This window comes from Leptotrichia sp. oral taxon 879 str. F0557 (genome assembly GCF_000469385.1).
Lineage (GTDB): Bacteria > Fusobacteriota > Fusobacteriia > Fusobacteriales > Leptotrichiaceae > Leptotrichia > Leptotrichia mesophila.
On sequence record NZ_KI271346.1, the window covers coordinates 1 to 14529 of the forward strand.

Sequence of the window (14529 nt, forward strand, 5' to 3'; positions counted from 1 at the left end):
GAAATAGTTTAAAATATTCATGCGTTTGTCGTGTCGTGAATATTTATATACTTGTATTTTTTTTCTGAAAATGGTATCATACAGATGGAGAGTGTAGAAGGAGGGAAGTAAAAAATTGAAAAGTGATATTGAAGAACAAAAGAGTAAGACAAGAAGTGAAAATATAGCATCAAATATAGAAACAAACCAAAAAAAAATAAAAAATGAAAAAGAAGAAACACTAAAAGATATGTTAAAGGAAGTGGATGATGAGGTAAAAAGAGAAGAGATTATCCACATGCTGCTAGAACAGAAGGTTTCTAAAGTTATAAAAGAAGAAGAAGAGGAAAAAAGAAAATTTTCATATAAAGTTTCAAATTTTGCAGGAAGCACTAGATTTATTCTTTTTGTGATAATATTTGTTTTAGTGTGGATTGTAGTAGATATATTCTTTTTTTTAAAAGGTCGATTTAATCCGTATTCGTTTGTAATAATGAATGCTATTTTATCTTTTATTATGTTAATTTTTTGTTCAATTATAATTTTTAATCAAAATAAAAAAAAGAAAATTGACGAAAAAAAGTCTGAAAATGATTATAAAGTTAATTTAAAAAATGAGATTATAATAGAAGATATGCATTATAAACTAGATGATTTAATTGAAAAGCAGGATGAGATTGTAAAACGTGTTCAAGAACTTGAAAAAAGACGAAAAGTTCCACCAATAAAAGAAAAAAAGGAATATAAATTTATTGATATTTCTGAAAAGGATAGAAATAAGCATTAATAACTTTATTTTCTGTTTTTTAGAAAGAAATGGGGAAAATGAATATTTTTGATTTAAAAGATTTGTCTGAAAAAGAGGAAGTTGTAAGGATTTTGACTGAGAATGAAAATGTTAAAATTGAAAAAATTATTTCAACTGGACAGACTACGGATTGGCAGGAATCAGATAAAAATGAATTTGTAATTTTAATTCAGGGTAAAGCTGAAATTGAATATTTTGAAAGCAATGATTATAAAGAAAATATAATGAAAAATCAAAGAAATACTAATAATAAAAAACTACAATTAGTAAGAGGAGATACTGTATTAATCAATAAGGGAGAACGGCACAGGGTAAGTTACACAAGTAAAGAACCTTGTTGTGTGTGGATTTGTATCTTTTTTGATTAAAAATTGAAATTAAAAGAAAAGAGGAATGGATATGATGTTATTTGTAATATTTGCATTGGTTATTGTTGTTGCAACAGGAATACCAGTTGTAAAAAAAATGATTGAAAATAAAAAATTAATGAAAGAATATATGGATGAGCAAGGACTTGGAAAACATGAAGCAATTGGGAAAATAAAGGATACAAAGACAACGAATGATAAAGTTATTGAAGGATTATTCTATTTGTCGCTTATAGCTTTGCTTGGAGGAGGATTTTATAGCTTTTATTTATATGAAAATGAAAATTCTGACAATATGCGAGTTCAACAGCAATCTGAAAGAACAATGGCTCAAATTACAACAGATCAGAATCAGAATCAGCAAGATCAAAATCAGCAGAATCAAGGAACGCCAGTTATTCAGAATAATATAATCTCAAATCCAAATGATGCACAAGTTCAGGAAAATGTAAAAAGAGAACAAGCTAGAATTGATAAGATGTTTTCGGATAGTCAAAAAGATACAGAAGGCTTATTAGAAATGTTAAAAAAAAGTTTGGAAAAGCAAGATACAAATTCTGGAATTAAAAATGGAGAAAAAGCTTTAGAAAATGTTAAAAAGTCTAATAATTTATTTAAAAAAGCAAAATGTAATCCAACTGGAGATGCCACTTTTGATAAAGAATGTCCGAAGCTACTTGAAAAAGGAAAGGAACTGTATTCTTCAAAACAAATTGATGTTGAGAAAATGCTGGATGTGTTAAAAAACATTGAAAAAGGTATAAATGACGTAAAAAATAGTGAAATTGGACAGCAGGCTGTTCAAGAAGGAAATAAACTATGGGATAGCCTTATGAAGAAAGTTGATGATTTTCAAAAGAAATCAAAATAAATTATAGATTTTTACTCTAATTCAAGTGTATTGACTATAAATACAAAATAAAAAACAATACTGATTAAAGGAGTTATTTCTACTTTATGGATATAGTTCCTTTTGCTTTTTATTATAAGTCAGTTGACAATTTAATATTAGATTATTTTGCTTGATAACAGCATTTATTATTTTGGATTATTTAAACTAATTTTAGTAATAAGAAAGTTTGTAATAAATTTATTATTTAAATAAAATTTGGTATCAGATAGAATATTCATAATTTTCATTCTAATTTTTAAGAAGTTTTACTATAAAAATTTTCCTTAGAAAAACAATAGCAAGTTACAAGAATTTTTAAGGAAAAAAACAAAAAATTAACAAAAATATAGTGTATAATATTAAAGAGTATAGATATACAATTAGAGAAATTTGAATTAAAAGGAGGACTCACTATGAAAAATATAGGAAATATAGTGCTTGGAGCTTTGATTAGCTTAGTTGGACTTGTGATTTTGACTGAAAGTAATGATAATCATATTGATATAAAAATTGCAGATAAGGAAAATTTGAGTTTAGATAATATAAAAAATGTAACAGCAGTAACAGAGAAAAAAGGTTCTGGAAAAAAGGTGAAGGCTGTAATTATTGAATTTGATAAAACAATAAAAAGTGAAAAATTATCAAAAAATGCAGTTACTGTTACTCAAAAGAGCATTTCCAAAAATAATATCGGAGATGAAGAAGATGAGCCAATAGTTAATACAACTGAAACTAAGATAAATAGAGAAGTTTCAAAAATATACACAAGTGACAAGATAGATGACAATGTAGAAGCAAAAAATGGGAAATATCTTTATTTAGAACTTGCTGAAGATAAAAATTCTAATAAGGAATCTGCACAGGAAAACCTTGAAAGTATAAAAATATCAATTTCACAAGATAAAGCAAATTATTTTACAAATAGTAAAAGTTTTAATGTAAACAGTAAATCATAGAATAATATAAAAAAACTAATAGAATGGTGATAAAATGAAAAATAAAAGATTGGTATTAATCTTAACATTAATGGCTGTACTCACTGTAGGATGTTCTAAAAAAAATGATAGTAAGATTAATAATTTGAAAAGTCAGAATATATCTAAAAACGAAAAAGTTACAGAAAATTTGACAAAAGAGTATTTAAAAAGTATAAATTATTCAAATTTAGCAGATAAAGATACCCAGCAAAAAGTTAAGGAAAGTTTAGAAAATGCTGGAATTGATTCAAATAGTATAAATCTCTTTTTCAAAAGTGTGAATTATTATAATGAAGCAACGCAAAATGAAGGACTTATAAAATCAGGATTTATTAATTCTAATAATATAAACCCGACTTATGATGAAGTTGCTATACAAAAAATTTGGGATAAAAAAAATAAAAACTTTCCAGGATTTAATTGCCGAATAACTGCATTTACTTTTATGAAAGATTATGTAAAAGTAGAAAAACCTGTTGTAAAAACTGGAGAAATGCTTTTTATGGATGTAGAATCGCTAAAAAATATGCCATTTGAGTTATTTTCTAAAAATGAAAAAGACAAATTTGTGAATTTATTTTCAGAAATTCCTACGAAAGCAACCAAAGATGTGAAAGTTCACGTTGAAAATGTAAAAAATGTCTGGAAAGAGCGAGGAGTTACATTTGATAAAAATAGTAAAATATCAATGATTTCTGTGTTTTTCCATTTTAATGATGAGCCGCAAGAAAATATTTTATTTATTGGACATGTTGGAATTTTGATTCCTGAAAAGGATGGAAAATTAATGTTTATTGAAAAATTAGCATTCCAGCAACCTTACCAAGTATTGAAATTTAATAATAGGACAGAATTGAATGATTATCTTATGAATAAATATGACACTGCTTGGGGACAGCCAGTCGCTAGACCATTTATTATGGAAAATGATGAACTGTTAAAGGAATATAGAAATAATCCAAATAATAAAAGTTAGAAATAACAAAAAATAAAAACTCAGAAAACAAATTTATCTTCTGAGTTTTTTTGATGCTATTTTTTTACTTTTTTAGTTTTTTTATCTTTTTTGCTATCTTTCTTTCCTTTTGATGACTTTTTATCGGAAGATTTTTTTCTTCCTTTTCTATCTCTTCTTTTATCTGATTTTTTACTAGACTTTTCTCCACCATTTTTTCCTCCTGTAGCTTCTTCAACAAGTGGTTTGGCATCTTTTTTGGAATTTAAAGCACGCATTATGTATTCTGCTTCTTGTAATGGAACTGTAATAAAAGAATATTTATCCATAATTTTTACATCTTTTACTTTTCTTCCTGGTGTTTTTGCTTTTTTATTTAATAAGTCAAGCAGTCTTCCTACATTGTAGCCATCTTTACTTCCAAGTGCAATAAACAGTCTTGTCTTATCATTAATTTTGACTTTTACATCTTCGATTTCATTATAATTATCAGGCAAGAATTCATCTTCATAAACGTGTCTTAATACAGAAGCAAGAACTTGTTTTGAATCTCTTCCATCTATTAATTTTTCAGCTAGTTCTGAATATGCATCAAAATCATTTTCTTTAATGATTTCATCTACATAAGCAATTAATGCTTCTTTTTTTGCCTCTAAAATTTCTTCTACGTTTGGAATATTTTCTCTCTTAATGTCTGTTTTTGTGATACGTTTAATTTGAGCAAGCTTGCTAGCTTCTCTTGGAGTTACAAATGTTATTGCGATACCTTTTTGACCGGCACGACCTGTTCTACCTATTCTATGAACATAAGACTCGGCTTCTTGCGGAATAGAGTAGTTAATAACGTGTGTCAGATTACTTACGTCAATTCCACGTGCAGCAACATCTGTTGCAACTAATATTGTCAATATTTTTTTCTTGAATAAATCAAGTGCTTTTTGTCTAAGTGCTTGGGTAATATCTCCATGAATACACTCTGCATCGTAGTTTCGAGCTTTTAATTTATTTGTAACATCATCTACTTCAGATTTTGTACGGCAAAATACAATTCCATAAAAATCCTGTTCATAGTCAAGAACTCTGCATAAAGCTTCAAATTTATCTTCCTGTTTTACCTCATAGTAAATTTGTTCAGTCAAATTAGTAGTAAGTTCTTTTTTCTCAACTTTTAATAATTTGTGTTCTGGCATAAATCTTTTGGCAATCGCCATAATTGCTTTAGGAATTGTTGCTGAGAAGAATAGCATTTTTTTCTCATCGTTAGTTTTTTCTAAAATCGCTTCGATGTCTTCCAAAAATCCCATATTTAGCATTTCATCGGCTTCATCCAATACAAAATAATCTAAATTGTCAACTTTTAGTACTTTTTTTCTCATTAAGTCCATTATACGTCCAGGTGTTCCAACAACAATATCTATTCCAGATTTTAATTTTTTTATCTGGTTTTCTATTGAAGCCCCACCATAAACAGCAAGCACTTTTAAATCCTTTGTTCCTTTCAATGAATAAATTTCATCGGCAACTTGATTGGCAAGTTCTCTTGTTGGAGCTAAAATTAAAGCTCTAACTGTTTTATCAGCTTCAATTGTTTCTAAAATTGGAATACCAAATGCGGCTGTTTTTCCTGTTCCTGTCTGAGCTTGTCCTATTAAGTGCGTTCTTTCCTTTAATAATTCAGGGACTACCAATTTTTGTATTTCACTTGGCTCCTCAAATCCTTTTTTACTTAAAGCGTTAAGCATCTCTGTACTTAATCCAAAATCTTCAAATCTTTGCATTACTTTTTTATTTACCTTCTTTCATTTTATATTTATACTCATTATTTTTAAAAAATTTTTTGTACATATTATTATACCACACTTTTTACCTTTTTGTACTTATTTTTAAAATTTATTTTTATAAAGTATAATAAATGGATTTTAAAGATAGGAAAAAATTATTTGAATGCTGATTTATCTAGTTTTCATCAACTTTATATTTCAAGACTCTAGTTGCATTTAATACAGCAAGCAAAGCAACACCAACGTCTGCAAATACAGCTTCCCACATTGTTGCATCCCCAAAAAGCCCTAGAATTAGAACTATTAATTTTACAGCAAATGCTAAAGTAACGTTTTGCCAAACAATTGTTTTAGTTTTTTTAGCTATTTTCATAGCAGTTACAATTTTTGAAGGTTCATCGTTCATTATTACAACATCGGCAGCTTCGATGGCGGCATCACTTCCAACACCTCCCATTGCGATTCCAATATCGGCTCTGGCAAGTACAGGAGCATCATTTATTCCATCTCCTACGAATACAACTTTCCCTTTTTCACTTTTAGTCTTGTAAATTTCTTCCAATTTTTCAACTTTTTCATTTGGAAGCAGTTCAGCAAAAACTTTATCAATACCAAGCTTTTGAGCAATGTTTTTACCAATCGCATTGTTATCGCCAGTAAGCATTACAATTTCCTTGATTCCGTTTGCTTTCATTCCCTTGATTGCTTTTGGAGAATCTGCTTTTATTTCATCAGAAATTAGGATATTTCCGATATATTGTCCATCAAATGCAATGTAAATTACAGTTTCTAAATTCTCTTTTTCAGTAAATTTAATATTTTCCAAGTTCATCAGTTTAGAATTTCCAGCCAAAATCTGATGGTTATTTATGTTAGCTTTTATTCCAAATCCTGAAATTTCTTCAAAATCTTTTATAACGCTTTCATCAATTTTTGTAGCAGTATTTTCATATTCAGAAACTATTGACTGAGCAATAGGGTGATTTGAAAATTTTTCAATGTGTGCGGCGTATTTTAATAGTAAAGATTGTGTCAAATCAGTTTTATTATTTTTAAAATCATTTATTTTTAGATTATTTTCAACGTTTATTTCAGTAACTTTGAAAACACCTTTTGTCAAAGTTCCAGTTTTGTCCATAACGACACTTTCCACATCATTCAGTGCTTCCAGATAATTTGCACCTTTTACCAGAATTCCGTGTTTTGAAGCACCACCAATTCCACCAAAAAACCCTAATGGAATAGAGATAATCAAAGCACATGGACAAGATACAACAAGGAAAATTAAAGCACGATAAATCCAGTCTGTAAATGTTGCGCCTGAAATTAACAATGGAGGGAAAATTGCCATAATTAAAGCTGTTATTACAACTGCTGGAGTATAATATTTTGCAAATTTTGTAATAAAGTTTTCTGTTTTTGACTTTTTACTGCTGGCATTTTCCACCAAGTTAAGTATTTTAGAAACAGTTGATTCTGAAAATACTTTTGCAACTTCAATTTCCACAAGCCCCGTTTTATTTATAAATCCACTTAGGACGTTGTCTCCTGTTTTTGCTTCACGAGGAAGTGATTCTCCTGTTAGTGCAGAAGTGTCAAAAGCTGAATTTCCATTTATAATTCTTCCATCCAAAGGTACTTTTTCTCCTGGTTTTACTACAATAATGTCAGCGACTTTTATTTCTTCAGGATTTACTTTTTTTATTCCATTATCAGTTTTAAGATTTGCATAATCAGGACGAATGTCCATTAACGCTATAATAGATTTTCTTGAATTATTAACTGCAATGCCTTGAAACAGTTCTCCAAGTTGATAGAATAGCATAACAGCCACACCTTCAGGATATTCTCCAATAGCAAATGCACCAACTGTAGCAATAGCCATCAAAAAGTTTTCGTCAAAGACTTGACCCTTCAAAATATTTTTTACAGCAGACAGCAGCACATCACCACCGATTATGAAATAACTTATTAAAAATACAGCTAATTTAGGAATAAATAGAGTTTTTGGAATAAAAATTCCTAAAACAAATAAAATTCCACCAATTAATAATTTTTTCTTTATTTTATCAGTATCCTCTTTTCCATGAGCGTGACTATGATCATGGGAGTGAGCGTGTGCATGAGAATGTGAGTGACTATGGCTGTGAGCATGAAGCTTTTTAGTAGAAATCTTTACTCCGTCCTTAATTTTGCTTACTTCATCTTGAATAAATTTTGCCAGTTCATCTTGCGAAAAATTCTCAGATTCTATAATAACTCGTTTTCCAAGGAAATCGACAGTAGCCGCCTTAATCCTTTGCAATGTATTTAATTTACGTTCAATCTTAGCAGCACAATTTGGGCAGTCTACCCCGTCAATAAACAATGTGCATTCATTAGTTTTCATGAACTTAACCTCCATTTTTTTATTTATCAAATTTATTTTATTTAAACGTATGAGCATCTATTCATATATAGTTTACTATATTTAATATTTATTGTCAACATATTTTTTTGATTAATCTCAAAGTTAATTTATTATAATTTAAACCATTAAAAACATTTTTTAATTTTCTATTTAAGAAAAAGAATATTCTCAGATTTTTATGATATAATTTATTAGATTATATTTATACATTTATTTTTTCAATAATAAGAAATGTTTTTTTAGTGTAGTATATTTTGAATTTGAAAAAACAACAATTATTAAAAATTTAATGTAATACTTAGAAATTTTATAAAAAAATATTCTATAAAATAAATATTTAGAAAGGAATGACTTATGATGAAAAAATTAGTTTTAGGAGCATTATTATCATTTGGGATGTTAAGTTTTTCGCAAAACATAAAAGTACAGAAGGGAAGTTACTGTAAAGGAATTTCAGGAAAATCTGCAGATAGCGGAAGCGGTTCAGGAACTTTTACCAGATTTTACGACACTTGTGTTATTAATGGAATAACTTATAAAAATGTGGCTTTAGAATACGGAGCTAATATGGCAATTTATAGAGAAACTAAAATTGAGCAAAAGAATATAGTTTCAAATGTAAAAAAATTTTTAAATACAAAATTAGAAAAAAATGATGTCTCTATTTTAAAACCAGGAATCACTTTAGAATATGAAAAAAATGCAGAAATTATAAATGTTCCATTTACTGGTAATAAGTGGCCAGATGAGGGAGCCTCACGAAGCGATACAGAAGAAGTAACCAAAGATAGATTTTATATTGAAGACATATATCCAATAGAAGCAGATAAGCTAAATAAAAAATAAATACAAGCACAGGCTTTTTAATATTAACTCATTATTAGTTGATTTATTATTAAAAAGTACTGTCTTTTTAATTTTCAAAAAAATATCAAAATTTAAAAATTTAGATTTAACTATCACTAAAAGACATAGTGATTATAAGAAAAAAGCATTTGAGATTTTAAGTAATATTTGTTACAATTGGGTATCAGTTTAATGAAATAACCAATAATAACTTTAGGAGGAAAAAGATGGCATTAGAAAAGGTAAATTCGCCAGAAGACTTGAAAAAATTAAGTAGAGAAGAATTAATAGTATTGTCACAGGATATTAGGGATGCAATGCTTCACAGAGTTAGCAATAAAGGGGGACATGTGGGACCTGACTTTGGAGCAGTTGAACTAATAATTGCATTACACAAAGTGTTTAATTCACCTGTTGATAAATTTGTATTTGACGTTTCACACCAATGTTATCCGCATAAAATTATTACTGGGAGAAAATTTGGATTTTTAGATTTGGATAGGTATTCGGAAGTTTCGGGGTATACCAATCAAGATGAAAGTGAACATGATTTCTTTAAAATCGGGCATACTTCGACATCTGTGAGTTTAGCGACTGGACTTGCTAAAGCGAGAGATTTACGTGGTGTAAAAGAAAATATAATTGCAATTATTGGGGATGGTTCTCTTAGTGGCGGAGAAGCATTTGAAGGGCTTAATGTAGCTTCTGAACTTAATACAAATATGATTATTATTGCAAATGACAATGATATGTCGATTGCTGAAAATCACGGAGGGCTTTACAAAAATTTAAGAGAATTAAGAGAAAGTAACGGACAGGCTCAAAATAATTATTTTAAATCATTAGGACTTGACTATATTTATGTGGATAAAGGAAATGACTTGGAAGCTTTGATAGAAGTTTTTGAGAAAGTAAAAGATATTGATCATCCAATAGTTGTTCACGTGCATACTCAAAAAGGAAAAGGACTGCCTTATGCTGAAAAAGATAAGGAAACTTGGCACTATGGAATGCCTTTTGATCCAGAAACAGGAGAAAAACGTAATTCTTATTCTGGTGGATTGAGTAATGATACTGCTGAATTTTTGATGGATAAAATGGAAAAAGATTCGACAGTAGCTGTTGTAACTTCTGGAACACCAACTGTTTTAGGATTTACAAGGGATAGAAGAGAAAAATTTGCAAAACAGTTTATTGATGTCGGAATTGCAGAGGAACAGGCTATAGCAATGATTTCTGGAATGGCTAAAAATGGAGGAAAACCAATATATGGAGTTTTTAGCACATTTATTCAAAGAACTTACGATCAGCTTTCTCAAGATTTGGCAATAAATAATAATCCAGCTACCATTCTTATTTTCGGCGGAGGGCTAGGTGGAATGAGTGATGTTACCCATTTATGCTGGTTTGATATCTCATTAGTGTCAAATATTCCAAACATCGTATTTCTAGCTCCAACAAGCAAAGAAGAATATTTCGCAATGCTAGACTGGTCAATTGAATACAAAGGGCATCCAGTTGCAATAAGAGTGCCTTCTCAATTGTCAGAAGATAAAGGAAATGTACAAAAAGATTTTAGTGACTTAAACAAATATCTTGTTACTGAAAACGGAAAAGATGTAGCAATCTTAGGGCTGGGTAACTTTTACAAATTAGGAAAAGAAGTAAAAGAACTTTTAAAAGAAAATGGAATTGATGCAACATTAATTAATCCAAGATATGTCTCAGGACTTGATGAAACATTGTTAAATGAACTAAAAACAGAACATAAATTGGTTATTACACTAGAAGATGGTGTAATAGATGGCGGATTTGGAGAAAAAATTGCAAGATTTTATGGTACTTCTGATACAAAAGTATTAAATTATGGTATCAAAAAGGAATTTACTGATAGAGTGGCTCCAGATGTGGCGTTTAAAAATAATAGATTAACAAAAGAGCAAATTGTGGAAGATATTTTAAAAATTGTAAAATAATTAATTCAGAATTTATGTAAAATAAAATCAGGAATGAACTTAAAAATTAAATTTCGTTCCTGATTTTTTGCATATTAATAAGTATAACTCTCTTCACTAACTGGATGAAGATTAGTTTCCCATTGTTCCAGTTTAGGAATCATAATGAAGTTCGGATTATGGTATCTTTTAATATATTCTGCAGCACGATTTTCACAATACTTATAGTTTAATACTTTTCCTTCTGAATCTACCTCTAAATTGTTCATGAAGATAGCAAAAGCGAGTTCTCCGCAGCTAGGTTCTTCTCTCACGGTTGATAAATAATCAATTCCCTCAAGAATATCATAACCTAAAGTTCCATTAAAAAACCAATATGAAAATTGTCTTACTGCTCCTTTTACATAATTACTAACTTTCATAAAATTTCCCTTCTTAAATATTCATTCTATTTCATAACTCTCAATATAAGTTTCTCTTTTGCATCCTTCAAAATCTCATTAATTTCATTTTTTGAAATATTATTTGCCAAGATGATATAGTAATTTTCAATTTGATTTATTAGTTCAAATGGCGAATTTTCTATATCAAAGTCATCTGAAACTCTTATATAGTAAGAATCTTTCACTGTGTTTGAGTCCACAATTTCAAATACTTTTGTAGAATTAAAGAAATAATCTGATTCAATATGGTTTCTTGTTACAATTTTTACGATGTCTGCAACTACAGCTGATGCAGTTGGATCCATTCCTGCACCTTTTCCATAAAATAAAGTTTTATCTGTATAAGAACCTGTTGTTTCAATCGCATTGTAAACATCGTCAACTTTTGCTAAAATTTCACTATTTGGAATTAATGTTGGCTCTACTGAAATTTGTACTGATTTATCAGATAAAAGTTTTGAGCTTGCAATTAATTTTATAGTTGAGTTTAGTTGGTTTGCTGAAAAGATATCAACTGTGCTGATTTCTCTTATTCCTGATAATTGCATATCTTTGAACTTGATTGAACCTCCATAGGCTAGTGAGGCAAGAATATTTATTTTATGTCCTGCATCAATTCCATCTACATCATAAGTAGGATCAGCTTCCGCATACCCTTTTTCAGAAGCAATTTTTAGTGCTTCATCAAATGATAAATTATCTTCTTTCATTTTTGTCAAAATATAATTTGAAGTCCCATTCATAATTCCACGAATTTCAGTAACTGTATTTGCAACTAGACTTTCCATCAAAGGTGTTACAATAGGAATCCCTCCACCAACAGCAGCTTCAAACAGGAATGAAACTCCATTTTCCTTTGCTAATTGAAATAATTCTACTCCATATTTTGCAATTAGTGCCTTGTTTGCTGTAACGACACTTTTCTTAGCTTGAAATGCTTCAATAATTATCTGTTTTGCAATAGTTTCCCCACCAATTAACTCTACAACAATCTTAATTTCAGGGTCATTTAATATTTTTTTGTAGTCATTTGTAAGAACTGATCTATCAAAATCAAATGAAAATTCACGTTCAATATTTAAATCACAAGCATATTTTACCTCAATATTAGCTCTCGACTTTTCAAAAATGCTTTCCTTTTCATTTGTTAATACCTTAAAAACTCCTTCTCCCACAGTCCCTAATCCAATAATTCCTATTTTCATATTTTCTAAAGTCCTCTCTTTCGGTTATTCTGATATTTTTATTTTCATCTTAACTGTCCATTTCAATGAATCTTTTATGAAGAGCATTTACTGCTTTTTCTATATCTTCTTCGTGAATAATACATGAAACATTGATTTCTGAGCAGGAAATCATATCTATATTTATATTATTTTCAGCAAGTATATCAAATATTTCAGCAGTAGTTTCATAGTGACTTTTTAATCCGATTCCAACAACAGAAACTTTTGCAATTTTTTCTTCATACGAAACACCTTCAGCCCCAATATTATCTTTTATCTGCTCCGAAATAGCCACAGCTTCTTTCAAATCATCACTTTTTACAGTAAATGATATATTATTTAATTCTTTGTTTGCACTTGAACTTTGTAAAATTATGTCAGTATTAATTTTTTCCTTAGCAAGTCTAGAAAATACTTTTGCAGCAATTCCTGGCTTATCAGGTACTCCAAATAGTGTTATTTTTCCTTCATTTTTAGAAGAGGTAATACCAGCGATTTTTACTTTTTCCATAGCTTCTCCTTTTATGTCAATATTTTGGTTTCCTATTTCATCAAATCCTTCTTCCCTTTGCACAATTGTTCCTTCAGAATTGTCAAATGATGAACGTAAATGTATTTTTATACCATATTTTGCTGCAATTTCAACTGATCTTGGATGCAGGACTTTTGCTCCTGAGGCAGCCAGTTCCAGCATTTCCTGATAAGAAATTGTTTCTAATTTTTTTGCATTTTTTACAATTCTCGGATCTGCTGTGTAAACTCCGTCAACATCAGTGTAAATCTCTACTTCATCAGCATTAAGAGCTGCTCCTAGTGCAACAGCGGTTGTATCGGAACCACCACGTCCAAGCGTAGTAATTTCATTATTTTCAGTAATTCCTTGAAATCCAGCAAATACCACTACATTTCCATCATTTAGTTTTTCCTGTATAATTTGTGTATCAATGTCAATAATTTTAGCTTTTGTATGCACAGATGTTGTTTTAAAATTGACCTGAAAAGCATTTAATGAAACTGCCTTCTCTCCCAAATCAGCAACAGCAATGGCAAGAGATGCAATAGAAATTTGCTCTCCTGATGTCAAAAGCATGTCAAACTCACGTTTATTCGGAGAATCTGACAGTTCGTAAGCTCTTTTAATTAGCTCATCAGTTCTCCCAGCTGGTGCAGAAACAACAACAATTACATCATGTCCAGCCTTTCTGTATTTTACAACTCGTTTTGCGACTTCCTTTACCCTCTCGGCGTTCGCAACGGAAGTTCCGCCGTATTTCTGTATAATTAACGCCATGTTACCTCCTATTTTTTCATAAAATTTAACTACTCTATAATATACTATTTTTTTTCATAAATTTCAATATTTTCATAAGCAAAGAATAACATATTCTAAGTCAATATTACTCTTCAAAAGAGTAGTTTGCTCTACGGCTGTCGTTGGATTTTCTACTTCGATTAAAGAGAATGTTTGTAACCACATTCAAACTACTGTTATATTTGATTCGTTACTATCTTTTAAAAGAGTCTTCATATTCCTGTATACTTAACTTGTCTATCGCTATATCATATTGTTCTTGTTCAGCTATATATTTTTTTTGTTACTTTATTTAAGTCTACTATACTCACATGACTCACATGATATCCTTTTGACCAGAAATGTTTGTTTCCAAATTTATATTCTAAGTTTGCATATTCCTTTTAAATATTCCATAAAACTTAATACACTTATTTTGGTAGTATAGTAAAACCCATTCAAAACAGAACTATCTTATCAAATAAAACAGAAGTAACTGCTTCCTCAAGCATATTGAAATTATGAGCTATGTCTTTTTAAGCTTTGTCTATCCATACAATGTGCTGGAACTTATGTTGAATTGAAATAACACTTTTAT

The 14529-nt window shown here is 29.3% G+C and carries 12 protein-coding genes and 1 pseudogene; 7 read left to right on the forward strand and 6 right to left on the reverse strand.

The features are described from left to right. Positions 1-115: 115 nt before the first annotated feature. The 5 genes from HMPREF1552_RS09175 to HMPREF1552_RS09195 all read left to right on the forward strand — a co-directional run bounded on the left by HMPREF1552_RS09175 (position 116) and on the right by HMPREF1552_RS09195 (position 4000). On the forward strand, positions 116-766 hold the full coding sequence (locus HMPREF1552_RS09175) for a DUF1003 domain-containing protein (RefSeq protein WP_021744893.1): 651 nt from the start codon (positions 116-118) through the stop codon (positions 764-766). A gap of 38 nt (positions 767-804) precedes the next feature. Next, complete coding sequence (locus tag HMPREF1552_RS09180) at positions 805-1155, forward strand: hypothetical protein (protein WP_039901540.1); 351 nt, start codon at positions 805-807, stop codon at positions 1153-1155. Between the two features lie 31 nt (positions 1156-1186). Then, positions 1187-2026, forward strand: a complete 840-nt coding sequence (locus tag HMPREF1552_RS09185) for a hypothetical protein (protein ID WP_231370767.1) — start codon at positions 1187-1189, stop codon at positions 2024-2026. Between the two features lie 434 nt (positions 2027-2460). Further along, a complete protein-coding gene (locus tag HMPREF1552_RS09190) occupies positions 2461-3003 on the forward strand; it encodes a hypothetical protein (protein WP_021744896.1) in 543 nt (180 codons plus the stop codon). Between the two features lie 34 nt (positions 3004-3037). Next, the gene (locus tag HMPREF1552_RS09195) at positions 3038-4000 is read left to right on the forward strand and encodes a DUF4300 family protein (RefSeq protein ID WP_021744897.1); all 963 of its coding nucleotides are present in this window, start codon (positions 3038-3040) and stop codon (positions 3998-4000) included. A 56-nt stretch (positions 4001-4056) separates the two neighbouring features. Here HMPREF1552_RS09195 and HMPREF1552_RS09200 read toward each other — a convergent pair whose 3' ends face one another. Both HMPREF1552_RS09200 and HMPREF1552_RS09205 read right to left on the reverse strand, forming a co-directional pair. Continuing rightward, on the reverse strand, positions 4057-5757 hold the full coding sequence (locus HMPREF1552_RS09200) for a DEAD/DEAH box helicase (protein ID WP_021744898.1): 1701 nt from the start codon (positions 5755-5757) through the stop codon (positions 4057-4059). Positions 5758-5935: 178 nt separating this feature from the next. Beyond that, complete coding sequence (locus tag HMPREF1552_RS09205) at positions 5936-8149, reverse strand: heavy metal translocating P-type ATPase (RefSeq protein WP_039901542.1); 2214 nt, start codon at positions 8147-8149, stop codon at positions 5936-5938. A 375-nt stretch (positions 8150-8524) separates the two neighbouring features. Between HMPREF1552_RS09205 and HMPREF1552_RS09210 the strand changes: the two genes are divergently transcribed. Continuing rightward, a complete protein-coding gene (locus HMPREF1552_RS09210) occupies positions 8525-9016 on the forward strand; it encodes a hypothetical protein (RefSeq protein ID WP_155827536.1) in 492 nt (163 codons plus the stop codon). A gap of 227 nt (positions 9017-9243) precedes the next feature. Then, on the forward strand, positions 9244-10992 hold the full coding sequence (locus HMPREF1552_RS09215; RefSeq protein WP_021744901.1) for a 1-deoxy-D-xylulose-5-phosphate synthase: 1749 nt from the start codon (positions 9244-9246) through the stop codon (positions 10990-10992). 74 nt (positions 10993-11066) lie between these two features. On the opposite strand, the gene HMPREF1552_RS09220 is transcribed toward HMPREF1552_RS09215, so the two are convergent. The 4 genes and pseudogenes from HMPREF1552_RS09220 to HMPREF1552_RS12835 form a co-directional block, all read right to left on the reverse strand. Further along, positions 11067-11393, reverse strand: a complete 327-nt coding sequence (locus HMPREF1552_RS09220; protein WP_021744902.1) for a hypothetical protein — start codon at positions 11391-11393, stop codon at positions 11067-11069. A gap of 26 nt (positions 11394-11419) precedes the next feature. Beyond that, positions 11420-12619: a homoserine dehydrogenase gene (locus HMPREF1552_RS09225; protein ID WP_021744903.1), complete on the reverse strand. Its 1200-nt coding sequence runs from the start codon at positions 12617-12619 to the stop codon at positions 11420-11422. A 49-nt stretch (positions 12620-12668) separates the two neighbouring features. Further along, a complete protein-coding gene (locus HMPREF1552_RS09230; protein WP_021744904.1) occupies positions 12669-13931 on the reverse strand; it encodes an aspartate kinase in 1263 nt (420 codons plus the stop codon). A 214-nt stretch (positions 13932-14145) separates the two neighbouring features. Beyond that, positions 14146-14369, reverse strand: a pseudogene (locus HMPREF1552_RS12835) (IS200/IS605 family transposase); the annotation flags it as partial. Positions 14370-14529 lie beyond the last annotated feature (160 nt).